Source organism: Niallia sp. RD1, from assembly GCF_024219955.1.
GTDB classification, from domain to species: domain Bacteria; phylum Bacillota; class Bacilli; order Bacillales; family Cytobacillaceae; genus Niallia; species Niallia alba.
Window position 1 is genome coordinate 3,516,391 of the sequence record NZ_CP100420.1, and the last position, 26,231, is coordinate 3,542,621.

A 26,231-nucleotide genomic window follows, 5' to 3' on the forward strand; every position below is an offset into this window, starting at 1 on the left:
AAACAACGGGCTTCCTTCAGAAGGTAAAAGAACATTCAATGATAATAATTCGATAGATCAACAACTGACAAACTTTCCAATTTTACTTCATCCAGAAATTCCGCTAAAATATATCATGTTAGATAAGCGTTCATTCATACATAAAAAAATACCTATATTGGTTCAGTTAAGGATTGGTGAAAGGCATGGAAACTGAAAAGAAGAAGAAAAATGAAGTATGGGAATGGAGTAAAGCACTCATTATTGCTGTCTTACTTGCTTTTGTGATTCGGTATTTTTTATTTGCACCAATAGTAGTCGATGGCGAATCCATGCAATATACATTGCTTGATCAAGATCGAATGATTGTAAACAAAATAAACTATAAAATAAGTGAACCGAAGCGTTTTGATATTATTGTTTTTCACGCACCAGAAGGTAAAGACTACATAAAAAGAGTAATCGGCCTTCCGGGAGATACGATTGAGTATCGAGATGATGTATTATATGTAAATGGACAAGCTTATGAAGAACCGTATTTAGAGCATAATAAAGAAGGAATAATTGGTTCCTTAACAGAAGACTTTACAGCAACTGTACCAGAAGGGGAATTGTTTGTGATGGGAGATAACCGTCGTAACAGTAAAGATAGTCGTCATATCGGTACAATTGGCTTTGATAAAATTATCGGCAGTACTAGTGTAGTATATTGGCCAATATCGGATTTGAAAATAGTAGAATAATGTAAGTGGAAGAAACAGAGGTGCATGCATGACTATACAATGGTTTCCAGGCCATATGGCAAAAGCTAGAAGGCAAGTAACGGAAAAATTAAAGCTGGTAGATATTATTTTTGAATTAGTGGATGCGAGAATTCCGCAATCATCTCGAAATCCAATGATCGATGAAATTATCCAGCATAAGCCGAGAATTGTTTTATTGAATAAAGCAGATATGGCAGATAAAGAACGAACAAAGGAATGGATAAGTTATTTCAAAAAGCAAGGCATTCAAGCACTTGCGATTAATTCACACGCTGGGGTTGGAATGAAGGAAATTACGGCCTTAGCGAAAGAGGTATTAGCGGAAAAGTTTGATCGGATGAAAGCAAAAGGAATTAGACCGCGAGCGATTCGAGCGATGATTGTTGGGATTCCGAATGCAGGTAAATCGACTTTAATCAATAGATTAGCGAAAAAAAATATTGCGAAAACCGGAAATACCCCTGGTGTTACGAAGGCACAGCAATGGATTAAAGTGGGAAAAGAACTAGAGCTATTGGATACACCAGGAATATTATGGCCGAAATTCGAAGACCAAGAAGTTGGTTTAAAGCTTGCTTTGACGGGTGCTATAAAGGATACCATTTTAAATTTACAGGATATCGCTATCTTTGGACTTCGCTTTTTAGAAAAAGAATATCCAGAACGATTAAAAGAAAGATATCAGCTAGAAACGATACCAGAAGATACAGTAGAGTTGTTTGATCGTATCGGAACGTTTAGAGGAGCGCTATCAGGCGGCGGCGTGATAGACTATGATAAAGTAACAGAACTGATTATCCGAGACATTAGAGGCGAAAAATTCGGACCTTTAACATTTGAAAAAACAGAGGATATGCAATAAAGCTTAAAAGAGAAGTGGCTAAAAACAGACACTTCTCTTTTTTATGGAAAGGCTATAGGTTTATTTTGTTAATAGAATCCTCTGTTGGTATCAACGAACCGAATAAAAATATTATCTAAAATTCAAATGTTTTTTGAAGGAAGATACTCATGGGAAAAACAAAAAAATATAAAGAAAGTTTCTATCAGTGAAGGTTTTTCCTCATCCCTCACCTAGCTTCCTTGATTTCTCGTAGCTTGAAATAAGGAGCTTACTGCCCATTATAAGAGTGGAATATAATAAAAAAACGATCTATTAACCGATATAAGTAACGAGGTGTAAAAGATGAAATTAGCAACAATGAAAGAAATAAAAGAGGCGCTTGAAGCAATAAATGAAAAAAACGACCCATTTATCCTCGAATTACAAAAAGACGAGAGAAAAGGGGCTCAGAAGCTTTTAAAAGCATGGCTAAAGCGCATAGACAAGGAACAAAGGCTTCATGATCATTTTGTAACGATGAATCACTATGAAAAAGAAATTAGAAATCAAGGTTATACATATATTGCTGGAATTGATGAAGTAGGCAGAGGTCCGTTGGCAGGACCGGTTGTCACTGCAGCTGTCATCCTTCCTGAGGATTTTTATTTACCTGGCATTGATGATTCTAAGAAATTGTCCGAGAAAAAACGAGAATTATTTTACGAAGTAATTCAACAGGAAGCAATTGCTATTGGGGTCGGTATTATCCAGCCCGCCGAAATTGATCGAATCAATATTTATCAGGCGACAAAAAAGGGGATGCTCGAGGCAGTCCAAGAACTTTCTCAAACCCCAGACTATTTGCTTATTGATGCAATGAAACTGGCAACTCCCTACCCAAGTCAGTCTTTAATTAAAGGGGACAGTAAAAGTGTTTCGATTGCTGCAGCAAGTATTATCGCAAAAGTGACAAGGGATCGGATGATGAAAGAGTTACATCAAGAATATCCAGATTATCATTTCGCAAGCAATGTGGGCTATGGGACACAAGAGCATTTAGTTGCCCTGAAGGAATGTGGAATTACGATCCATCACCGTAAAAGTTTTTCCCCAATAAAAGAAATGGTAGAAAATAGATAGTTTTTGCAGTGAATAGTTATGTTCGAATGGAGGAGGAAATAAAAGATGAATGTTAACCATATTGTCCAAAGTTTATTTCAAGAAAATCTTACAAGCAATAAAGCTCTTGAATTACGAGACGGACAACTAGTATATGGGAAATTAACTAAACTATTTCCTCATCAAATGGCGGAGGTGCAAATAGGCTCGCAAAAAATGCTAGCAAACCTAACTATACCATTAACTGTGGATCAAAGTCATTGGTTCCAAGTTTCTGTGACAGATGATAAACCAGTATTAAAAGTGCTCCCCCAATCACAAGAAGTACTAGCTGAAAAAGGTGATATTAGGGGATTATTTCATCAGCTGCATCTTCCTGATACGAAAGAAAATAAACTGTTAACTAGTTATCTACTATCTCATAATCTGCCTATTACAAAAGAATCAATGAAAGCATTAAGTGAATGGCTGCCACATTCGATTGGGAAGCAAGAGCTTTCTGTAATTGGCCTTATGATTGAAAGAGAGCTTCCATTAACGAAAGAAGTTTTTTCGAGTATTTCATCCTTGCAAACGGGCAAAGGAGTTAGTGTACTGATAGAGGAGCTGCAACATCAGCTTTTTACCAACAACGTCAAAGAACCAACCTTATCTAATTTGCTTGCTAGTTTAAGGGAAGGGGGAAAAATTGCTCAAGATAATATTGTTGCTTCACTTAAAGAGATTTTTCATAAAATAGGCTATTCGTTTGAAGCCGAACTGTTAAAACAGGTACAGATAGAGGAGCGATCATCTCAGGAAATGTTAAAGCCGATGCTGTTAGAGTTAATGGGGAAAGACGTTCCAGCTGTTGTGAAAGAGACAGCAGGACAATTGATTGATAAAGTAACAGGTTATCAGCTAATATCTCAGCAGACAGGTCCAATTATGCAAATGATAACTGAAATTCCGCTTCGGTTTTTTAATCAACAAGTCGATGTTACGATGCAGTATACTGGGAGAAAAAAAGCGGATGGGAAAGTGGACAGTAGTTATTGTCGAATTCTATTTTACTTGGAACTTGCTCATTTAGAGGATACAGTTATTGATATAAACATTCAAAATCGTATCATGAATATGAGTGTCTTAAATGATCGAGCACTAGAACTAATGCCTTTGATTAAGAAGGCGGAAGAACCTTTAAAGGAAAAGCTTAGGGAATTAGATTATATGTTAATGTCAGTTCATGTGAAAGCTTTGACAAAAGAGAATAAGCCGCTATGGAGCTCCCCACAATCAATCAGTGCGAGTACCTACAAAGGGGTTGATATTAAAATATGACTAAACCAAATCCTTTGAAGAGAAAAGAAGCGATTGCGTTAACATATGAGCAGCATAAACATTCTGCTCCTGCTGTTATTGCAAAAGGGAAAGGGCTTGTGGCAGAACAAATTCTTGAGCGCGCCCGAAAAGAAAATATCCCGATTCAAGAAGATCCTTCTCTAGTCGAACTTTTAAGTAAATTAAATATTAATGAACAAATCCCTGAAGATTTATATATGGCAGTAGCTGAGGTTTTTGCGTTTATTTATTCTTTAGAGAAGGAAACGACTAAAAAAGATGAGGAAAAATAGTGGAAATAAAGAAAAAATATTTTTAAATGTAAAATATTTAAAGATAAAAGCCTTTTTTATAGACAAAGAAAGGTTTTTTCATTTAAAATGAAAGCGTGACCATATTTTTGTTTTTTCTAAAAACATAAACAAATCGTAAATCGCTTCAAAAAGCCTATTAATACAGTGATAACGATTTTAATGTCAAAGGAGAAAACAAAAAAAGAAAGAAATAAATTTCGTTCTTTCGTTATAAAATGTAATAATGCAGTTGTCTCCAATTTTACACAAAAAGGGAAATTAAAGGGGTGTGGAAGCTTGAATATTCATGAATATCAGGGGAAAGAAATTTTAGAATTAAACGGCGTCTCAGTACCAAAAGGAAAAGTAGCTTTTACAGTAGAAGAGGCAGTACGAGCTGCAGAAACATTAACCAGTGACGTATGGGTAGTAAAAGCGCAAATTCATGCAGGTGGTCGTGGAAAAGCTGGCGGAGTAAAGGTTGCTAAAAGTTTGGAAGAAGTAGAGACTTATGCATCCGAAATTTTAGGCAGCACATTGGTTACACATCAAACTGGTCCAGAAGGAAAAGTAGTAAAACGATTATTAATTGAAGAAGGTTGCCGAATCAAAAAGGAATATTACATAGGATTTGTCGTTGACCGTGCAACATCTCGAATTGTACTAATGGCTTCTGAAGAGGGCGGTACAGAAATTGAGGAGATTGCAGAGAAGTATCCAGAGAAAATTGTGAAAGAAGTCATTGATCCAGTGACTGGCTTAACTCCGTTCCAAGCACGACGAGTTGCGTTTGCGATTAATATTCCAAGTAAGCAAGTAAATAAAGCAGTTGCATTTATGACTGGCTTATATAAAGTGTTTGTAGACAAAGACTGCTCAATTGCGGAAATTAATCCACTGGTGCTAACAGAGGATGGAAACATTATAGCGCTAGATGCGAAGCTGAATTTTGATGCAAATGCCTTGTATAGACATAAAGATATTGTTGCATACAGAGATTTAGATGAAGAAAACGAAAAGGAATTAGAAGCTTCTAAATATGATTTAAGCTATATTGCTTTAAATGGAAATATTGGCTGTATGGTAAACGGGGCTGGACTTGCTATGGCAACCATGGACATTGTAAAGCATTATGGCGGCGAGCCCGCGAACTTCTTAGATGTTGGGGGCGGTGCTACAGCTGAAAAAGTAACAGAAGCATTTAAAATCATTCTTTCTGATTCAAAAGTGAAAGGTATTTTTGTCAATATTTTTGGCGGTATCATGAAATGTGATGTTATCGCAACAGGGATTGTGGAGGCAGCAAAGCAAGTTAGTCTTCATGTACCTCTAGTTGTCCGCCTAGAAGGAACAAATGTTGAACTTGGCAAAAAGATTCTTCGTGAATCAGGAGTAGATATTGTAGCAGCGGAATCAATGGCTGATGGTGCTGAGAAAATTGTAACCTTAGTAGAACAAGGAGGGAACGAATAATGAGTGTTTTTATTAATAAAGATACAAAAGTCCTTGTCCAAGGGATCACAGGTGCAACAGCACTTTTTCATACAAAACAAATGCTGGAGTATGGTACAAAGATTGTCGGCGGTGTTACGCCCGGCAAAGGCGGTACTACTGTAGAAGGTGTACCAGTATTTAATACTGTAAAGGATGCAGTAGATGTAACAGAGGCAAATGCATCTGTTATTTATGTACCTGCACCATTTGCTGCAGATGCCATTTTGGAAGCAGTTGACGCAGAACTTGATTTGGTAATCTGTATTACAGAGCATATCCCAGTTCTTGATATGGTGAAAGTAAAACGTTATATGGAAGGGAAAAAGACTAGATTAATAGGCCCGAACTGTCCAGGTGTTATTACGCCAGAAGAATGTAAGATTGGAATCATGCCAGGATATATCCATAAGAAAGGCCATGTAGGGGTTGTCTCTCGTTCAGGTACCCTAACATATGAGGCAGTTCATCAGCTTTCCCAGGCTGGAATTGGCCAATCTACAGCTGTTGGAATTGGCGGAGATCCAGTAAATGGAACAGATTTTATTGATACGTTAAAAGCGTTTAATGAAGATGAAGATACGTATGCAGTAATTATGATTGGGGAAATTGGTGGTACTGCAGAGGAAGAAGCGGCACGATGGGTTAAGGAAAATATGACAAAACCTGTAGTAGGATTTATCGGTGGACGTACTGCTCCTCCAGGCAAGCGCATGGGTCATGCAGGTGCGATTATCTCAGGTGGAAAAGGAACAGCAGATGAAAAAATTAATGTTCTAACTGAATGTGGCATTAAAGTAGCTCCAACACCTTCTGACATGGGAGCCACCCTAATTGAAGTATTAAAAGAGCAGTCATTATATGAAAAATGTAAAACGCATGAAGTAGTAACAAAATAAAAGAGAAACAAATCTAGCCTTGTTTTTACAAAATAAGGCTAGGTTTTTTCGTGATTTTTCAAGGGGATAGCGTAAGGAATAGGCAATCTACAGATTTACAAATGGATAGAGCGCATGAATACTAGGCATTTTTGAAAAAACTATTTATAATGAAGGAAGATAATTCCTTATTTAACATGTGTTTTTTCACCTTCCTTTCTGTATTTTAAGCTGAATTTTTGTGGAAAAGTAGATAAGCGAAAGGAAGAAAAGATGGAAATAGCAAATGAATCATTAATTAAATTGCACCATTGTCGAGGAATCAGTTGGAAAATGATTGATAGTCTTCTAAAAGTAGATCCTACTCTTCAGTTGGATAATATCCCTTCCTTTATATCAACCTCATTATCTCCTACTATGCAGAGGGAAATCGTTGAAACTATCCGTTCTAACCATGTGGAAGAGCAATTGAATCAGTATCGATACAATCACATCCACGTAATCACTTTTTTTGATCCATTATACCCTCCATTTCTAAAAGAGATATATCAGCCCCCTTGGGTCCTTTATGCGAAAGGAGATCTTTCTTTGCTTCAATCGAAAAAAAAACTTGCAATTGTTGGTTCGCGTATGGCTACTCTGTATAGTACCAAAGTGATTCAAAAGCTTATGAAAGAATTAGTAGCGGAAGAAATCGTGATTGTAAGTGGTCTTGCGCATGGAGTAGATTCGATTGCCCATAAGCTTGCTATCGAAAATGGCGGTAAAACGATCGGCGTTATTGCTGGAGGAATTTTTCATATCTATCCGAAAGAAAATAGGGAGTTAGCAGGAGAAATGATGAAACATCATCTAGTATTATCTGAATATCCCCCGTTAACAAAACCTCAAAAGTGGCAATTTCCGATGAGAAATCGAATTATTAGTGGGTTAAGCAATGGAACATTGATCGTAGAGGCCAAGAAAAAAAGCGGCTCCTTAATCACTGCGAACTTCGCCGTAAACGAAGGAAGGGATGTATTCGCTGTGCCAGGCAATATATTTAGCTCCTATTCAGATGGTCCCAATGAATTAATCCAACAAGGCGCAAAGCCAGTACTTGAAGCAAAGGATATACTCGAAGAATGGAAGCATTTAATGTGAGTAAGAAAAAAAGTAAAAAGTACCGTATTTCTTATATACCAACAGTTTTCATAACAAATTTGTCAAGATAAAATAATTATTTTTACAGATTCCCAATTTAAATTAGTTTTCAATATAAAAGGAAAGTGTTACGCTATAAGCATAAAATTATATAGGGAATTATCTTTTTATTGAGAGTTTAATGCTTTTTTATTGTTGTGTTCGTAAACTTTCCATAAATTTGGATTTTTTTCATGAAACTTCAAAAAAGTGTTGCTATTTTTAGCAATTTGTTATACATTTTGCAACGTATAGATATTTAAACTGATAAAATTACGTAAATAAAGAGAGTGAAAACGTTTGCTAGTTATCGGAATGTTTGACAAATCAAAACATAGTATACAATAATAGTGAATATTTAAATCCCTCTTAAGGAGGACAGTGGATGTCAGATTTTTTAGTAATCGTTGAGTCACCAGCGAAAGCAAAGACAATAGAACGATATTTAGGAAAAAAATATAAAGTGAGAGCATCGATGGGGCATATTAGGGATTTACCTAAGAGTCAGATGGGTGTTGATATAGAAAAAGACTTCGAACCGAAGTACATAACAATCCGTGGAAAAGGTCCCGTTTTAAAGGAACTTAAAACAGCTGCGAAAAAAGCGAAAAAAATCTACTTAGCGGCTGACCCGGATCGCGAAGGGGAAGCAATTGCATGGCATTTGGCAAATAGTTTGAATGTTGATATCGAGTCAGATTGTCGAGTAGTATTCAATGAGATAACGAAAGATGCCATTAAAGAGTCATTCAAGCATCCTCGAGCGATTAATATGGACCTAGTAGATTCTCAGCAAGCTAGAAGGATATTAGACCGATTAGTGGGTTATAATATAAGCCCTTTATTATGGAAAAAAGTAAAAAAAGGACTTAGTGCCGGAAGAGTACAGTCTGTTGCTGTTCGTCTTATAATTGAAAGAGAACAAGAAATTAAAGAGTTTATACCAGAGGAATACTGGTCTATTGAAGGAAGTTTTATTAAAAGCAAAAATAATTTTGAAGCATCCTTTTATGGTATGAATGGCGAAAAAATCGAGCTTCATTCAGAAAATGATGTTAAGAAAATAACAAGCCAACTAAAAGGGAATAAATTTACTGTCGATAAAGTAACGAAGAAAGAGCGGAAGAGAAATCCTGCCGTTCCGTTTACAACTTCTTCCCTACAACAAGAAGCGGCCCGTAAATTAAATTTCCGTGCGAAGAAAACAATGATGCTAGCGCAACAATTATATGAAGGAATTGATCTTGGTAAAGAAGGAACGGTCGGTTTGATTACCTACATGAGAACAGACTCAACAAGAATTTCAGAAGTTGCGCAAACCGAAGCATTTGACTATATAACCAGTCATTATGGGAAAGAGTATACGAAAGAAGATAAGAAAAAAGAGAAAAAGAATCCAAAAGTTCAAGATGCCCATGAGGCAGTACGTCCAACTAGCATTATTCGCGAACCAAATAAGATGAAGGAATACTTATCTCGAGACCAATTTAGATTATATAAGCTAATTTGGGAAAGATTTATTGCTAGTCAAATGGCGCCAGCTGTAATGGATACGATGAGTGTTGATTTATCCAATGGTAACGTTGTTTTCCGTGCTAATGGCTCAAAAATTAAATTCCCTGGCTTTATGAAAGTATATGTTGAAGGCACAGATGATAATGTTGATGAAAAAGATCGCCAGCTTCCTGATTTAAAGGAAGGGGATACGGTATTAAATAAAGATATTGATACAAAGCAGCATTTTACACAGCCGCCTCCACGTTATACGGAAGCGAGATTAGTTAGAACGCTAGAAGAGTTAGGGATAGGAAGACCGTCTACCTTTGCTCCAACTCTTGATACCATTCAAAAAAGAGGCTATGTTGCTCTTGATAACAAACGTTTTGTCCCTACAGAATTAGGTGAAATTGTTTTAGAGTTAATTTTAGAATTTTTTCCTGAAATATTAAATATTGAGTTCACTGCAAATATGGAACAAGATTTAGATAATATTGAGGCAGGGGAGGTCAATTGGGTAAAGGTTATCGATGACTTTTATAAAACGTTTGAGAAAAGGCTGGAAGTAGCAGAACAAGAAATGCAGACAATCGAAATTAAAGATGAACCAGCTGGAGAAGATTGCGAAGAGTGTGGTCATCCAATGGTTTTTAAAATGGGTCGATATGGTAAATTTATGGCGTGCAGTAATTTCCCAGATTGCAGAAACACGAAAGCTATTGTGAAGGATATTGGTGTGAAATGTCCGAAGTGCCACGAAGGAAATATTATTGAAAGAAAAAGTAAAAAAAGAAGAATTTTTTATGGATGTGACCGATTCCCAGAATGTGATTTCATTTCGTGGGATAAGCCACTACAAAGACCATGTCCTAAGTGTGAGAGCATGCTAGTAGAGAAGAAATTGAAAAAAGGTGTTCAAGTTCAGTGTGTAAACTGCGATTATAAAGAAGAACCACAAAGCTAACAGGTATATCTTTATAAAGAGTAACATGAATAGGATAAAAATAGATTTTGAGGGTGAGCGTTATGCTCACTCTCTTGTCACGTTACTACCAAAGTTTATCCCAACTCTTAACGGGCAGTAGACTCCCTAAAAGCTTATGGAAATACGAGGAAGATAGGAGATCAACTGTCTGTAAAGGTCCGATTGGTTCAACTATCCATCAGTGAGGGATGAAAGAAAACCCACTGATGGAAGTTCACTTTATCACTCATTATATCAACTAAATATTATATATAATGGAAGTAAAAGTTTTTCCAACAGGAAAAAAGAATTAGTTGGAAAAATGGAGCAGCCGGAATACACGAAGACGCCACGGGGATTAGTGAGACAGTGTGAGTGTGAGACCCCGGAGGCTGAAGTGAGGAGGCTTAAGCTTAGCCCAACGGAAAGTGAAGTGTATTGCTGCGGGTAATCGCAACAAACTTTACGAAAACAGCCTTCGAAAAAATAATTAAATCTCTTGTAGTAGAAACTTTTCATTCTTTCACTCGTATAGTAAAATGCTATGAGTGAACATCATACATACTTTGTGGAAAGAAATACGATTGACAATAGTTTGCATTTTTGTTTAAGATTTCATTTTGTAATCACAGTTATTTGTCCTCTTTAGAATGTATGACAATTAAATAGGATTAGTAATAAGAGCAAGAGGGAAAAAGAAGAAATAACAGGAAAGGAAAGAATTGTCACGAACAATTCGGAACTTTGTGAAAAATATGTAAATTTATTGATTGTAGATAAAAAGTATGATAATATGATGTAGCCGTTGTGAGGTGGGGTTATGAAACAGGAATTAAACAATCATGTTCAAGCATTTATTACTTATTTGCAGATTGAAAAAAATTACTCACCATATACAATAGAATTTTATACGCAAGATATTAATCAATTCTTTCACTTTATGAAAGATCAAGTAATAGACAAGTTAGAAGACGTAAGTCCATCTGATGTAAGAATATACTTAACAGAACTTTTTTCAGAGCAATTGGCGAGAAAAACAATTGCGCGAAAAATATCTAGTTTGAGAAGTTTTTATCGTTTTTTGCTTAGGGAAAAAGTAGTAGAGAACAATCCGTTTTCTGCTGTATCGATCCCGAAGCTAGAAAAGAGATTACCTGATTTTTTCTACGAGGAAGAATTGCAGCAACTCTTTTTATCATGTGACACAAATACACCCCTTGGTTTAAGAAATAAAGCATTGCTTGAATTATTGTATGCCACTGGCATTCGTGTTGGGGAATGTACAAAAATTCAATTAAGTGATATTGATTTTAGTGTTTCTACCGTATTAGTTAGGGGAAAGGGTCAAAAGGAAAGGTATGTTCCATTTGGCAGTTTTGCACATAATGCTCTTGAAGCGTACATAAAAGCAGGTAGGAATAAGTTGATGAAGAATGCTTCGACTCATTCTTATTTGTTTGTTAATTATCGCGGAGGAATTTTAACAGATAACGGAGTTCGTGATATCTTAAATAAAATGATGAATACTTCATCCTCACAAGGAAAAATTCATCCCCATAAATTAAGACATTCCTTTGCAACTCATTTGTTGGCAAATGGTGCAGATATGAGAACGGTACAAGAATTATTAGGTCATGCATTTTTAACATCAACGCAAATATATACTCATGTTACAAACGAGTATTTAAAAAAGACGTATATGTCTTATCACCCTAGGGCATAGTCAATTGGATAAGGAGGAAGTAACATGTCTGAAATGCCACAATTTCATGCAACAACTATTTTTGCGGTAAAACATAAAGGGAAGTCGGCAATGTCTGGTGATGGTCAAGTCACATTAGGGAATGCTGTAGTGATGAAACATACTGCCCGTAAGGTAAGAAAGCTTTTTAACGGGAAAGTAATTGCAGGATTTGCGGGATCAGTTGCGGATGCCTTTACTCTTTTTGAATTGTTTGAAGGGAAATTAGATGAGTATAACGGGAACTTACAACGTGCATCAGTAGAGCTTGCGAAGCTTTGGCGCAGTGATAAAGTTCTTAGAAAGCTTGAAGCAATGTTGATTGTGATGAATGAAACAGACCTTTTATTAGTATCTGGAACAGGCGAAGTAATTGAACCAGATGATGGTATACTTGCAATCGGATCTGGCGGTAACTATGCTTTGGCTGCTGGTAGAGCGTTGAAAACTTATTCTGGAGATAATCTTTCTGCATACGACATTGCGAAAGCGGCTCTAGAGATTGCTGGTGAAATTTGTGTTTATACAAATAATAATATCATCGTGGAAGAATTATAGGGGAGGATTTTTATTATGCAAAAAAGTGCTAGTTTAACACCTCGTCAAATTGTAGAGCGACTTGATCAATATATTGTAGGACAAAAGGATGCAAAAAAAGCTGTGGCTGTCGCTTTAAGAAACCGTTTTCGCAGAGGCTTGCTAGATGAAAAGCTAAGAGATGAAATTAGTCCGAAAAACATTTTGATGATTGGTCCTACTGGTGTCGGGAAAACAGAGATTGCAAGAAGAATTGCAAAAATTGTCAATGCCCCATTTGTTAAGGTAGAAGCTACAAAATTTACAGAGGTAGGGTATGTTGGTCGCGATGTGGAATCAATGGTCCGAGATCTTGTAGAAACATCTGTTCGCTTGGTAAAAGAAGAAAAGATGTTTCAAGTAAAAGAAAGAGCGGAAATTGCAGCAAATAATCGTCTTGTTGAATTGTTAGTTCCTACTACTGCAAAGAAAACATCCAACTACAAAAATCCTCTGGAAATGCTTTTTGGCGGCGGAGCTGTGGACACAGATGAGGAAGAGTCTACAGTAGAAGAACCTAGTAAGTCTGAAAAAAGAAAAATAGTAAAAGAAAAGCTTGCCCTCGGGGAACTAGAAGAGGAAGTAGTTTCTGTAGAAATGGAAGAGCAACAGCCTTCTATGTTTGACATGCTCCAAGGTTCTGGTATGGAACAAATGGGAATGAATATGCAGGATGCTTTAAGTAGTTTTATGCCGAAAAAAAAGAAAAAACGAAAATTAACAGTTAGGGAAGCTCGAGTTGTTTTAACGAACGAGGAAGCGCAAAAACTAATTGATATGGATGAGGTTACACAAGAAGCGGTTGTTCGCGCAGAACAAATGGGTATGATATTTATCGATGAAATTGATAAAATTGCCAGCAAGTCAAATGGCAGCTCTTCTGCGGATGTTTCACGAGAAGGAGTTCAACGAGATATTTTACCTGTAGTGGAAGGTTCAACAGTTGTTACAAAATATGGATCTGTTAAAACTGATCATGTATTGTTTATTGCTGCTGGAGCATTCCATATGTCAAAGCCATCTGATTTAATTCCAGAACTGCAAGGTAGATTTCCAATTCGCGTGGAACTTACGAAATTAACAGTGGATGATTTTTATCGAATTCTTGTAGAACCAGATAATGCATTGATTAAGCAATATCAAGCGCTATTGCAAACAGAAGGTATAGAAATTGAATTTTCTGACGAAGCTATTCGTAAGATAGCTGAAGTGGCTTTTGAAGTAAATCAAAATACAGATAATATCGGTGCAAGAAGACTTCATACTATTCTGGAAAAATTACTGGAAGATTTGTCTTTCGAAGCACCAGAAATAACAATGGAAAAGATAACAATTACTCCAGCATATGTGGAGGAGAAGTTAGGAGCCATCTCAAGAAATAAAGACTTAAGTCAATTTATACTATAATTTAGTTCAATCAGAATTTTAACTCCTGAAATGGTAAAGGTATAAGTAGACATAGATTATTTCTAGTATTGGTTTTAGTTAACAGGAGGAATAAAAATGGATTTATTAACAAAAACAAGAAAAATAAATGCGATGTTACAAAGAGCTGCTGGTAAACCAGTTAACTTCAAGGAAATGTCAGAAACACTAAGTGATGTTATTGAAGCAAATATTTTCGTTGTAAGCAGAAGAGGGAAATTATTAGGATTTGCTGTTAATCAGCAAATAGAAAATGATCGTATGAAAAAGATGCTTGAAGATCGCCAATTCCCTGAGGAATATACAAACAGCTTGTTCAACATTCAAACAACTTCTAGTAACTTGGAAATTGAAAGTGAGTATACTGCTTTCCCAGTTGAAAATAAAGAATTATTTGCAAAAGGTCTTACAACAATCGTTCCTATTATCGGTGGTGGCGAAAGACTTGGAACACTTATTCTTGCAAGATTACAAGAGCAATTCCATGATGATGATTTAATTCTTGCTGAATATGGAGCTACAGTTGTTGGAATGGAAATTCTTCGTGAAAAAGCAGAAGAAATCGAAGAAGAAGCAAGAAGCAAAGCAGTTGTACAAATGGCAATTAGCTCTCTTTCTTATAGTGAATTAGAAGCAATTGAACATATTTTTGAAGAGTTAAATGGAAGTGAAGGCTTGTTAGTAGCTTCTAAAATAGCGGACCGTGTTGGTATAACAAGATCTGTTATTGTTAATGCATTACGTAAACTAGAAAGTGCTGGTGTGATTGAGTCTCGTTCTTTAGGGATGAAAGGTACGTATATCAAAGTCCTTAATGACAAATTTTTATTAGAGCTTGAAAAACTAAAAACAAATAAATAATGGGACATAAGTATTTTTAGCCAAATAACTCCGAACGATTATATGAACATGCTAAGAAAAGTTCATACAATTGTTTGGGGTTTTATTCATTTTAAGAAAGAAGGTTTGTGGTGATCACCCGCAGCCTGAATACACGTAGACTCCTATGGGAGCTGCGAGAAAGTCCAAGACCCGCAGGAATGAGGAGGCTTGGCGCTCGTCCCACGGAAAGCGAACCCCTGGAGCGGAAAGCAACATCTCTATTCAAAGGGATCAATAAATATACTATATACAAACTTTTATTTTTAGAATTCAGGAGTTTGTATATAGTCTGACTTTTCCAGCAATGGAAAAGTTTTTTTGTTATAAAAAGAAATGGACAAAATATGTACATTTCATTCGACAAAAACTGCGTATTTACCATTTATTTTTCATTTACATTACAGAGATTAAAAAAGGTATATTAGTTCACATAACCAATAAATATTTCATAAATTAGTAAGTAATAACCATGTAAATAGTAGCAAGTTTTGGCGCGAAATTATTGTTTTTACCCAATATTAAGATGGTTTAAACCGAATGTTAACTAAAATAGGTAAAAAGGATTATTAAAATTTTCCTCTTTTCCATGGACATATTATTACAAATTAATTAAAATTAAACCTATCATGTAAAAAAAACGTCATTAAAAAACAAAATTCAACAAATTTCCCAAATATGATTTCTTGAGGTGTGGCAAGTGAAACTTTTCTCTAATACAATTACTACCTTAGAAAATGCAATAAATTATTCGAATCAGAAACAAAAGGTTATCGCCCAAAATATTGCAAATGTCGACACGCCGAATTATAAAGCGAAAACTGTAACTTTCAAAGATTCGTTATCTTCTGCGATGAATGCAAATGTAACAAATAATAAACATATTCCTTTTTCAGCTACTAACAATGCTTCGACAGCAGTTGTTACAAAAAATGGAGTGACATACAATAACAGCGGAAATAGTGTGGATATGGAAAAGGAAATGACGGATCTAGCAACAAACCAAATATATTACAATGCATTAATTGATCGGATTAGCGGAAAATTTAGTTCGCTAGAAAATGTAATAAGAGGAGGTAAGTAAGAATGACTATTTTTAATAGTATCAATACTACGGCCTCTGCTTTAACTGCTCAAAGGCTAAGAATGGATGTCATTTCATCTAATATGGCAAACGTTGATACAACGAGAGGAAGACTAGTAAATGGTGAATGGGAGCCTTACAAAAGAAAACAAGTTGTTTTTCAAGAACAAGAAGGTTCGTTTGCTTCTCATTTAAATACTGCACGAGGGAATACATCGAACCAAGCAGGAGGCGTGAAGGTTTCGAGGATTGTAGAAGACGAAACACCTTTCGAAATGGTTTATGACCCGGAAAATCCAGAGGCGGATGAAACAGGATATGTGCGTATGCCGAATGTAGATCCATTACGTGAGATGGTAGATTTGATGAGTGCTTCAAGATCTTATGAAGCCAATGTCACAGTATTAAATGCTTCAAAAAGTATGTTAATGAAAACATTAGAAATCGGAAAATAAAGCAAAAAGGAGCAATCTAAATGGAACCATTAAGTTTTTCTGCAGTTTCTTCTGCATTGCCATTATCAAATACGACAGCTAATAGTAAAGCGACATCTGTTGCAAATACACAAAATAGCTTTGCCTCATTTTTAAAAGAATCGATTAACAATGTTAATCAAGCGCAAAATGAATCAGATGTGCTAACAAATAAGTTAGCAAGAGGAGAGAATGTCGATTTATCTCAAGTGATGATTGCCTCTCAAAAAGCAAGTATTACGATGCAAACTACTTTAGAAATTCGCAATAAAGCAGTAGAAGCTTATCAAGAAATAATGAGAATGTCCGTTTAACATAAAGACAGTTTTCAAAAATTTTTGCTTGTTTACGAGTAGGAATTTATTTACTTCTCCGTGAATGCAAGTGTCCATGCAATCACGCGCTTGATTTAAAAACAAGTAATAGTAACGATAGGCGGTTTTTACCTAACAAATTACGGTAGCCGGGGGAAGAGAATGAAAGAGAATCTAAATAAAATATTTAATCCTTTAAAAGAGTATTGGCAAAGTCGTTCTAAAAAGCAAAAGACTGTGATAACAGGTAGCGGACTTTTGCTTATTCTGGTTGGAGTATTGGCAGCTTATTTTTTTACGAGAGTAACGCTTGTGCCGCTATATAGTAATTTAACTCCTTCTGAAACAGGAGCTATTAAAGAGAGTCTTGATAGTAGAGGTATAACTTCTGAAATTTCTGGTGGAGGCACTGTTATTAGTGTTCCAGAGGAAGTAGTCGATACATTAAAAGTAGAATTAGCAGCAGAAGGAATACCGAAGTCTGGTAGCATAGACTATTCCTTTTTCAGTGAAAATGCAAGTTTTGGAATGACAGATAATGAATTTAATGTTTTAAAATTAGATGCCCTACAGACAGAAATTGCTAACTTAATAAAAGGCATTGATGGGATTAATAACGCTGATGTTGTTATCACTTTGCCTGAAGAAAGTGTTTTTGTTTCTGATCAAGGTGGAGAAGCTACAGCTTCCATTGTATTAAATACAAAGCCTGGCTATAACTTCTCAGAAAATCAAATAAAAGGGTTATATACACTCGTGTCCAAAAGTGTACCAAACCTTCCTACAGATAATATCGTCATAACGAATCAAAACTTTGAGTATTTTGACTTAAATTCTTCAAATAATTCTGCGACAGATACTTTTACTGCGCAAAACAATGTTAAAAAACAAATTGAACGTGATATTCAAAGGCAAGTACAAACAATGCTAGGAACGTTAATGGGGCAAGATAAAGTCGTTGTATCTGTAACTGCTGATATAGACTTTACCCAAGAAAACAGAGAAGAAAACCTAGTTACGCCAGTAGATGAAGAAAATATGGCGGGAATTGAAATAAGTGCACAAAATATCACGGAAACATATACAGGTGAAAATGCTGCTGGTGGAGTTGTACAGGCGGAAGAAGGTACAGATACAACAACGTACAATTCAGAAACAGGGTCTGGGAATGGTGACTATGAAAAAGTAGAACAAACCGTTAATAGTGAAGTAAATCGTATTAAAAAGCAAATTGTTGAAAGTCCATATAAAATTCGTGATTTAGGTATCCAAGTAATGGTGGAGCCACCTGATGCTAATGATACTACTTCCTTACCGCAGGAAAGTATTGATGATATTTCCAATATACTTGGGACGATCGTTCGAACATCGATTGATAAAACATCAACAGGTGGAGAACTGACAGCTGAGGATATCCAAAGTAAGATTGCTGTGTCTGTTCAACCGTTTAATGGGAAAAAACAAGCAACAGAGATAGTTCAAACATCAATTCCTTGGTGGGTTTACGCTGTAGGTGGAAGTTTACTTGCGATTATTATTCTATTAATCTTCTTATTTATGAGAGCGAGAAAGAAAAAACAAGAAGAAGCAGAAGAAATTATCCAACCAGTTGTTCCTGTAGCTGATATCAATGAGGAACACCAAGAATCAGAAGGAACAATTAGAAGAAAGCAGCTTGAAAAAATGGCAAAAGAAAAACCAGAGGAATTTGCAAAATTACTTCGTACATGGATTACGGAAGATTAAGGAGTGTTGTTAAATGGCAAGAAAAGAATCAAATGAGTTATCTGGGAAACAGAAAGCGGCCATTCTCCTTATCTCGCTAGGTCCTGATGTTGCAGCTTCGGTTTATAAACATTTAAGTGAGGAAGAAATTGAACGATTATCACTAGAAATATCAGGAGTTAGAAAAGTGGAGAATACTTCTAAAGAAAACGTATTAGAAGAATTTCATAATATCGCACTTGCTCAAGATTATATTTCTCAAGGTGGGATTGGGTATGCAAAAACAGTATTAGAAAAGGCTCTAGGAGCAGAACAAGCATCGATTATTTTAAATAGATTGACTTCTTCTCTTCAAGTAAGACCTTTTGATTTTGCTAGAAAAGCAGATCCAAACCAGATATTAAATTTTATTCAAAATGAACATCCACAGACAATTGCCTTAATCTTGTCTTATTTAGATCCAACACAGGCTGGACAAATACTATCCGAACTGCCACAGGAAGTTCAAGCAGACATAGCAAGAAGAATAGCTGTAATGGATAGTACTTCTCCAGAAATTATAAATGAAGTCGAGCAAATTTTAGAAAGAAAACTATCAAGCACAGTTACGCAAGACTATACACAAACTGGTGGAATAGAAGCGGTTGTTGAAGTGCTTAATGGGGTCGATAGAGCAACAGAACGTACCATTTTAGACGCACTTGAAATACAAGATCCAGAATTAGCAGAAGAGATTAAGAAGAGAATGTTTGTCTTTGAAGATATTGTTACATTGGATAATAGAGCAATCCAGAGAATTATTCGTGATTGTGAAAATGAAGACCTTATGCTTGCTCTTAAAGTATCTGGAGATGAAGTTAAAGAAATTGTTTATAGCAATATGTCTACTAGAATGGCTGAGTCCTTTAAGGAAGAAATGGAATTTATGGGACCAGTTCGCTTGAAAGATGTAGAAGAAGCACAATCAAGAATTGTTGCGATTATCAGACGTCTTGAAGATGCGGGAGAAATTGTGGTAGCCCGTGGCGGAGGAGATGATATCATTGTCTAGGTTGATTAAGTCAAGATATTCAATTCCAGATCATGCAAAACAGAAAGTCATATCTATTAAACATCTAGATTCCGTTGATCCTAATTTTGAGCAATCTCGAGAGGTTACCCAAGCAGAATATAACAAAATGCTTGAAATAGCACATCAAGAAGCAGAAACGATTAGGATGCAAGCCATAGAGGAAGCTGAACGGATACGCGTTCAGCTTTCAAGTGAAAAACAAAATTGGGATATCGAAAAAGTGAATTTAATAGAAGAAGCTAAAGCGAATGGTTTTCAAATAGGATTCGAGGAAGGTAAACATGTTGGATATAACGAAGCATCTCAATATATCCAACAAGCAAGAGATACTGTAAATGCCTCCAAGATGGATTACGGAAAGTATTTACAATCCGCAGAAAGTACTATTTTAGAACTTGCTATTGAAGTAGCAGAAAAAATTATAAACGACAAAATAAAAGAAGACGAGCAGAATTTCCTTTCTGTTGTGCAAAATGCCTTGAAGGAAGTAAGAAAACAGAGAGAGATTCAACTACATGTTCCTCCTATTTATTATGAACTAGTTCTAGCAGAAAAAGAGGAGTTATTGCAGTTGTTTCCGATAAAGCCTAGCCTATTCGTTTTTCCAGATGAATCCCTAGAAGAAAATGGCTGTATCATTGAGACAGCTAATGGTCGGTTAGATGCAAGTATTGATACCCAACTATTCATGATAAAAGAGAAGTTACTTGAAGTATTGGAGAGTGAAGAAGGGTGAAGGCACAAGCGTTAATAAGCTCGATTTCATCCATTGACACTTATAAGCAATATGGCCGTGTGAAGAAAGTTGTTGGACTAATGATAGAATCACAGGGACCAGAAAGCTCTATTGGAGATGTTTGCCATATTCATATTGGCACAAAACATAAAAGAATTATTAAAGCGGAAGTTGTCGGATTTAATGGGGAAAATATTATCTTAATGCCATATACCACAGTAAATGATATTTCACCTGGCTGCCTAGTAGAAGCATCATCTAAACCACTAGAAATAAAGGTAGGACCAGCATTGATAGGGACAGCTATAGATGCCTTAGGAATGCCATTAGATGGATCACCTTTGCCAAAAGGATTAAAGTCCGTTCCGATTGATCAAGAGCCTCCTAATCCTTTAAAAAGACCGCCTATTTCTGAATCGATGGAAGTGGGTGTACGTTTAATTGATGGACTGTTAACTGTGGGTACCGGACAAAGAATTGGTATTTTTGCAGGTAGTGGTGTTGGGAAAAGTACATTACTCGGTATGATTGCTAGAAATACAAAAGCAGATTTAAATGTTATTGCATTAATTGGAGAACGTGGAAGAGAAGTACGTGAATTTATTGAACGAGACCTGGGACCAGAAGGTTTGAAAAGGTCCATTGTGGTCGTGGCAACATCTGATCAGCCCGCTTTAATGAGAATAAAGGGTGCGTATACAGCAACTGCCATTGCTGAATACTTTCGAGACAAGGGCTTAAATGTCATGTTAATGATGGATTCTGTAACCCGTGTTGCAATGGCGCAAAGAGAAGTAGGACTAGCTATTGGTGAACCGCCAACTACGAAAGGTTATACGCCTTCAGTGTTTGCGATATTGCCAAAACTTCTTGAGAGAACGGGTACAAACGAAAATGGTAGTATAACAGCTTTTTACACAGTGCTAGTGGATGGTGACGATATGAATGAACCAATTGCAGATACAGTACGTGGTATTTTAGATGGTCACTATGTGTTAGATAGAAACCTTGCAAATAAAGGTCAATATCCGGCAGTTAATGTGTTAAAAAGCGTTAGTCGTGTAATGAATCACATTGTTCCAAAAGAGCATGTAAAAGCTGCTGAACGACTACGAGATCTCTTAAGTACCTATATAAATGCGGAAGATTTAATCAATATAGGTGCATATAAGAAGGGTTCTTCCAAGGAAATTGATATGGCAATTGCGTTATATCCAAATATACTTTCCTATATAAAGCAGGCCACAGATGAGAAAATCTCCATTGAGGAAAGCCTTCATTCCTTATTAACTCTAGTTGGAACAGAGGGATAATAGATGAGCTATCAGTTTAAATTTGAAAAAATCTTAACGATTCGAGAAAGAGAAAAAGAAGAAGCAAGCTCTGCATATAACCTGTCTGTTAATAGATTTGAAGAAGCTGCTGAAAAACTATATGAGCTATTAAAGAGAAAAGAAGATTTAGAAGCCTACCAAGCGGAAAAAATGACTACTGGTTTATCTGTTCAAGAAATTAGGCATCATCAACAATTTGTAGGTAATTTAACGAAAACGATTGAACATGCACAGAAGATGGTGCAAAATGCACGTAATTCGATGGTGTATTTTCAAGAAAAAATGTTAGAGAAGAATATTGAAGTGAAGAAGTTTGTGAAAATAAAGGAAAAAGATCACTCCAATTTTGTAGCATTAGAGAAATTAGAAGAAGCAAAACAAATGGATGATATTTCGCTTCAACAATATATGCAACAAGAGAAGGCAGGTGGATAAATGGAAAATTCGTGGGAAGAAAAAAAGAAATCATTTAACTTTTTCCAGCGTTTTCTTATGATTATCGTGATACCAACTACTTTTGCATTGATCGTTGTTGTGCTATTGCTTATAGCTTCGGGTGCAGATGTTGCAGAGAAAGGAAAAGAGGTGTTAAATGCTATTCCTTTTCTCAATGAAGAAAAAAGAACAACGGATAAACTGCTTGAGAACAATAAAAATACGATTAGTTCTTTACAAACTAAGCTAAAAGAACGAGATGATCTAATAAAGACGCTAGAAACACAATTGGAAAATAGTGAAAATAGAGTTCAATCTGCCAATTCAGATAAGGAAAAGTTACAAAGTGAATTAAATTCTCTCCAATCTGCTCAAGCGGAAACAAAAAAAGCTCTTGCAGAGATTGTGAAAACATATGATACCATGTCTCCCAAAAATGCTGCAGCAATTTTATCTGAGATGAGTGAAAATGAAGCATTGAAAATTTTGGCAGAGCTAAAGCCAGCAAAACTTGCATCGATATTAGAGAAAATGGAACCAGCTGTTGCATCTAAATATACAGAGCTATTATCAGATAAAGCTACAGTAAACCCATAAAGGGCAAACAGTCATCACTGAAAGGGGGTGAAAAATTGAAGCTAGGATTAATTAATTCATGGAGAAATACGGAGTTAGCGAGTGGCAATCAAGAAGTAACAAGCGAAAAAATAGATGGACAGTTTTTATCTATGATAAATGCTTTAAAAACAAATCGCGAACAAAGTAATCCAATCCAAAAGGATAATCAAAAAAAAGATGGGTTAAACGATCTTTTGACAATTCTGTCTAGCTCATCAGATGCGAGTATCGGTTTAGATGGTAAAAGTAACTTGGATGTAGGAAATGACCAGCCATCATCAAATCTTGAACATCTATTGACTACGTATCATCATTTTTCTACTGGGGAAGATTTCCCACATTTAGATACATCGGAAAAGACTAAGATACTAGCTGACCTATTAATTAATATGGAAGATCAAATCACTCAAGTATTAAAGAAACAAAGTAATCCAGAGATAACACAGGATATGTTTAATCATACAGAGTTACCGATCTTGCTTATTGATTTAAAGATGCTTGAGAATACAGTAGAGATGCTGGTTCCAGACATGTCTTTGAAGGGTAAAGTTGCGGAAACAGTTCATGATTTGCAGAGTTTAATACGGTCATTAAATAAAGTCGTAGAAGAAAATTCATCTAATACCATGAAGAATATGGAAAAAGATGAGGATTCTATTAAGGGAAATTGGATTTCAAATGAAAGTAATTTTATCAGCAGATATAATAACTTATCCCAAACCGAGAATAGTTTACCGGTGACTGAGACGAACTTAAAGCAGCAACCTGTACAAAAGGTTGAAGCATCATCAGAAGAACAGTTTAATACGCAAGCTTTGAAACCAGAAATAAAGTCCGATATGCATATTCCTGAAAAACAGATTGATCGGAATGAAGAAATTATTGTAAATCCTAATATTGGATATAAGGAACATATCAATGAGAATCGGGATGATCAAAAAGAGACAAGCTTTCCATCGATTAAGCATGTTAACAATCTTTTGACTATCGGTAATAATTCATACCAAACCGAAAGAGAACTCACTACTGTAGGGATATTCCAAGATGAAATTAGGACATCTTCTGAGGGTAGATTGATTAAAATTGATCAAGCAGAGATCACGCATCAAACAGTTGATAAACATAGTAAGACAAATGATAAATCTGTGAGTGTTAACGAATTGTGGGTGGGAGACGCTCAAGAAGCTGAAGTAATTTCACAGCCGTTAGGGGACTTACATTACGAAAATGAAAATCCAAAAGAGTATCGCTTTTCTTCCGTAACTAGTGCGATTAATACGATAGAAGAAATGTCAACACCAGATAGTAATGAAAAGCAAAAGACCAATCCTACAGCTACTAGTCAGTTTTTTAGTGCAGACAATCAAGGTAATCATGATACAACAGATAAACCTCTCTTACATCCGTCCCAAACTGTAAACAGCGGTATGGAAAGTGTAAAGGAGAATAGCAATACTCCAGATACCAATTCGATCGAAGAAACAGTAGAAGAACAAGTAACAGCTAGTAAGGATCGTGGAGATATTCAAAGACGATATACGACGATTGATACAAACTTATTGGCAATGCAAAATCGACTACTAAAAGAAAAAGGTACTTTCATTACTAGAGAAGCTAATCCAACAAGTGCGAAGTTAACTTCGTCACAAATAAGTCTCCCAAATATTACGCAAGCAGATAGAGGAGAAAATCGTATAGCACAATCGAGTAATGAACTTAAATCGATTATTTCGGCGATTCTTTCTGAGGTGGATAAACAATTAGAAGGAAAGAGTTCAACAGTTGTTCAGAAAGTTATTAATCCTATCATGGTAAGTTCAATAAGAAAATCGAGTGAATTGTTAGTAGCCAATACAAGTCTGAAGGAATCATCTGAAGTGAATCTAGAAGAAGTTGATACAAAAATATTGCCCTCTATACAAAGCACTTTTGTTAAACAACAACCGCTAATGGTACTTTCTAATACAGGAGCAGGGGTACAGCCAAAAAATGTGGAAGAGCAGTTTGCGAAACTATTGGCAAATAGTACATTCACAAAAATTGGAGATACCCAAAAGCTATCTATTCGTTTGGCACCGGATCATTTAGGCTCGATTCGAATTGAATTGACGCAAAATGAAGGAAATATGATTGCGAGAATTATTACAACAACTGCTGAAGCGAAAGAAGTGTTAGATAAACAGCTTACTAGTTTAAAACACGGATTTACTGCCCAAAATCTGCAAGTAGATAAAATAGATATCATCGTGTCTTCTCAACAACAGGAGAAACTTCAAAAAGATCAGCAACAACAGCAAGAGCAACATCAATCTCCATCACAAAGAGAGAAGAAAGAAGCAGATGATGAGGAGAATAACCAAAAAACTTCCTTTTTCGAGGAATTATTAAAAATGGACGTCTAGAGGAGAAAATTACCATGCCAAATACCATTAATGACCCTTCTCTGTATTTATCAGACTATCAGAAATCACAGACATCTACTGGCAGCTCTGTATTAGGAAAAGATGATTTCTTGAAAATATTAATTACCCAATTGCAAAACCAAGATCCTACTAGTCCCATGGATGATAAAGAGTTTATTGCTCAAATGGCTCAGTTCTCTAGCCTTGAACAAATGCAAAACTTGAATACTGCCATGACAAACTTAATTTCCTTGCAAACTCAGTCAAACTTAATTTCTTACGGACAATTTGTAGGACAAGAAGTGAACTGGAGTAAGATTGAAACAGACAAAGCTGGGAATAGTTCACTAACTTCTGGTAGTGGAAAAGTACTCTCTGTTGCTTATACAGATGACAGTGTAGTATTCACGCTTAATGATGGAACAAAAGTAACTCCTGCCAATATTTCAGGTATGAGTACAAATGCAACGGAAAATAACTTGGTACAAGCAAGTCAATTAATCGGAAAAACCATCTCTTATTTAAATGGAAATAAGGAAGAAGTAAGTAATAAAGTTCAGTCTGTATCCTTAAAAAATGGACAATTACAATTAACGTTAGACGATGAAGCAGGAAGTAAAATTACTTCGAGTCAAATTACAAAAATTGAATAGGAAGTGATTGGGATGGATAAGCCTATTTATCCTTCAATAAAATCACATGATGCAATAAAAAATGGTATTGAGGCGATTAAGTCTAAATCTAATGCACATAATACGCAAAATAAAATCACATCGTTTTCTAGCCATTTACATCAGTCCATTTCTTCCTTAAATACGCTGAATATCAGCAAACATGCAAATGAGAGACTACAGCAACGAGGAATTGAAATAGATGCTGATAAATGGAAGGCGATTGAAGAAAAAGTCACCCAAGCAAAAAAAATGGGAATTAAAGAATCGCTCGTACTTCTAAATAATGCTGCATTAATCGTAAGTGCTAAAAACAATACAGTGATTACGGCAATGGATCTGGAAGAAGCAACAGACCAAATTTTTACTAATATAAATGGAACAATCATTATGAATTAAAAAGGCTGGACCATAAAATGGAGGCCATAACTGCTGA

Annotated in this window: 25 protein-coding genes; all 25 read left to right on the forward strand. The window is 35.8% G+C overall.

Annotated elements, in window-relative coordinates; translation table 11 throughout:
* The first annotated feature begins 185 nt into the window (after window positions 1-185).
* Window positions 186-722: a signal peptidase I gene (gene lepB, locus NKG37_RS16640; RefSeq protein ID WP_101730032.1), complete on the forward strand. Its 537-nt coding sequence runs from the start codon at window positions 186-188 to the stop codon at window positions 720-722.
* Between the two features lie 28 nt (window positions 723-750).
* Complete coding sequence (ylqF, locus tag NKG37_RS16645; RefSeq protein WP_016201104.1) at window positions 751-1,605, forward strand: ribosome biogenesis GTPase YlqF; 855 nt, start codon at window positions 751-753, stop codon at window positions 1,603-1,605.
* Window positions 1,606-1,929: 324 nt separating this feature from the next.
* Window positions 1,930-2,706 (forward strand): ribonuclease HII, encoded by a 777-nt coding sequence (locus NKG37_RS16650; RefSeq protein WP_254414976.1) that lies wholly within the window; start codon window positions 1,930-1,932, stop codon window positions 2,704-2,706.
* A 45-nt stretch (window positions 2,707-2,751) separates the two neighbouring features.
* Entirely contained in the window at window positions 2,752-4,005 is a 1,254-nt protein-coding gene (locus NKG37_RS16655) for a hypothetical protein (protein WP_254414977.1), read from the forward strand.
* Window positions 4,002-4,298: an EscU/YscU/HrcU family type III secretion system export apparatus switch protein gene (locus NKG37_RS16660; RefSeq protein ID WP_016201107.1), complete on the forward strand. Its 297-nt coding sequence runs from the start codon at window positions 4,002-4,004 to the stop codon at window positions 4,296-4,298. Before NKG37_RS16655 ends, NKG37_RS16660 begins: the two co-directional genes overlap by 4 nt.
* A 297-nt stretch (window positions 4,299-4,595) precedes the next feature.
* Window positions 4,596-5,771 (forward strand): ADP-forming succinate--CoA ligase subunit beta, encoded by a 1,176-nt coding sequence (gene sucC / locus NKG37_RS16665; protein WP_169189650.1) that lies wholly within the window; start codon window positions 4,596-4,598, stop codon window positions 5,769-5,771.
* Complete coding sequence (gene sucD / locus NKG37_RS16670; RefSeq protein WP_169188372.1) at window positions 5,771-6,688, forward strand: succinate--CoA ligase subunit alpha; 918 nt, start codon at window positions 5,771-5,773, stop codon at window positions 6,686-6,688. The genes sucC and sucD overlap by 1 nt, the downstream gene beginning before the upstream one ends.
* A 252-nt stretch (window positions 6,689-6,940) precedes the next feature.
* Window positions 6,941-7,810: a DNA-processing protein DprA gene (gene dprA / locus NKG37_RS16675; protein ID WP_016201110.1), complete on the forward strand. Its 870-nt coding sequence runs from the start codon at window positions 6,941-6,943 to the stop codon at window positions 7,808-7,810.
* A gap of 424 nt (window positions 7,811-8,234) precedes the next feature.
* A complete protein-coding gene (gene topA, locus NKG37_RS16680; protein ID WP_254414978.1) occupies window positions 8,235-10,310 on the forward strand; it encodes a type I DNA topoisomerase in 2,076 nt (691 codons plus the stop codon).
* A gap of 820 nt (window positions 10,311-11,130) precedes the next feature.
* A complete protein-coding gene (gene xerC / locus NKG37_RS16685; protein ID WP_016201112.1) occupies window positions 11,131-12,033 on the forward strand; it encodes a tyrosine recombinase XerC in 903 nt (300 codons plus the stop codon).
* 33 nt (window positions 12,034-12,066) lie between these two features.
* On the forward strand, window positions 12,067-12,609 hold the full coding sequence (hslV, locus tag NKG37_RS16690; RefSeq protein WP_016201113.1) for an ATP-dependent protease subunit HslV: 543 nt from the start codon (window positions 12,067-12,069) through the stop codon (window positions 12,607-12,609).
* 15 nt (window positions 12,610-12,624) lie between these two features.
* On the forward strand, window positions 12,625-14,034 hold the full coding sequence (gene hslU / locus NKG37_RS16695; RefSeq protein WP_169188373.1) for an ATP-dependent protease ATPase subunit HslU: 1,410 nt from the start codon (window positions 12,625-12,627) through the stop codon (window positions 14,032-14,034).
* A gap of 96 nt (window positions 14,035-14,130) precedes the next feature.
* Complete coding sequence (codY, locus tag NKG37_RS16700) at window positions 14,131-14,913, forward strand: GTP-sensing pleiotropic transcriptional regulator CodY (RefSeq protein WP_047939996.1); 783 nt, start codon at window positions 14,131-14,133, stop codon at window positions 14,911-14,913.
* Window positions 14,914-15,631: 718 nt separating this feature from the next.
* Entirely contained in the window at window positions 15,632-16,015 is a 384-nt protein-coding gene (flgB, locus tag NKG37_RS16705) for a flagellar basal body rod protein FlgB (protein ID WP_016201116.1), read from the forward strand.
* 2 nt (window positions 16,016-16,017) lie between these two features.
* Window positions 16,018-16,470, forward strand: coding sequence for a flagellar basal body rod protein FlgC (gene flgC / locus NKG37_RS16710; protein ID WP_016201117.1), 453 nt, complete (start codon window positions 16,018-16,020; stop codon window positions 16,468-16,470).
* A gap of 20 nt (window positions 16,471-16,490) precedes the next feature.
* A complete protein-coding gene (fliE, locus tag NKG37_RS16715) occupies window positions 16,491-16,802 on the forward strand; it encodes a flagellar hook-basal body complex protein FliE (RefSeq protein WP_016201118.1) in 312 nt (103 codons plus the stop codon).
* 162 nt (window positions 16,803-16,964) lie between these two features.
* Entirely contained in the window at window positions 16,965-18,548 is a 1,584-nt protein-coding gene (gene fliF, locus NKG37_RS16720; protein WP_016201119.1) for a flagellar basal-body MS-ring/collar protein FliF, read from the forward strand.
* 13 nt (window positions 18,549-18,561) lie between these two features.
* Entirely contained in the window at window positions 18,562-19,578 is a 1,017-nt protein-coding gene (gene fliG / locus NKG37_RS16725) for a flagellar motor switch protein FliG (protein ID WP_016201120.1), read from the forward strand.
* A complete protein-coding gene (gene fliH / locus NKG37_RS16730) occupies window positions 19,571-20,335 on the forward strand; it encodes a flagellar assembly protein FliH (RefSeq protein ID WP_169188374.1) in 765 nt (254 codons plus the stop codon). The genes fliG and fliH overlap by 8 nt, the downstream gene beginning before the upstream one ends.
* On the forward strand, window positions 20,332-21,648 hold the full coding sequence (fliI, locus tag NKG37_RS16735) for a flagellar protein export ATPase FliI (protein ID WP_169188375.1): 1,317 nt from the start codon (window positions 20,332-20,334) through the stop codon (window positions 21,646-21,648). The genes fliH and fliI overlap by 4 nt, the downstream gene beginning before the upstream one ends.
* A gap of 3 nt (window positions 21,649-21,651) precedes the next feature.
* On the forward strand, window positions 21,652-22,104 hold the full coding sequence (fliJ, locus tag NKG37_RS16740; RefSeq protein ID WP_169188376.1) for a flagellar export protein FliJ: 453 nt from the start codon (window positions 21,652-21,654) through the stop codon (window positions 22,102-22,104).
* Window positions 22,105-22,701, forward strand: coding sequence for a MotE family protein (locus tag NKG37_RS16745; protein ID WP_169188377.1), 597 nt, complete (start codon window positions 22,105-22,107; stop codon window positions 22,699-22,701). It begins immediately after the preceding gene.
* Between the two features lie 35 nt (window positions 22,702-22,736).
* The gene (locus NKG37_RS16750) at window positions 22,737-25,124 is read left to right on the forward strand and encodes a flagellar hook-length control protein FliK (RefSeq protein ID WP_169188378.1); all 2,388 of its coding nucleotides are present in this window, start codon (window positions 22,737-22,739) and stop codon (window positions 25,122-25,124) included.
* A gap of 14 nt (window positions 25,125-25,138) precedes the next feature.
* The gene (gene flgD, locus NKG37_RS16755) at window positions 25,139-25,777 is read left to right on the forward strand and encodes a flagellar hook assembly protein FlgD (RefSeq protein WP_254414979.1); all 639 of its coding nucleotides are present in this window, start codon (window positions 25,139-25,141) and stop codon (window positions 25,775-25,777) included.
* A 12-nt stretch (window positions 25,778-25,789) separates the two neighbouring features.
* Window positions 25,790-26,194: a TIGR02530 family flagellar biosynthesis protein gene (locus NKG37_RS16760; RefSeq protein ID WP_169188380.1), complete on the forward strand. Its 405-nt coding sequence runs from the start codon at window positions 25,790-25,792 to the stop codon at window positions 26,192-26,194.
* Window positions 26,195-26,231: the final 37 nt, after the last annotated feature.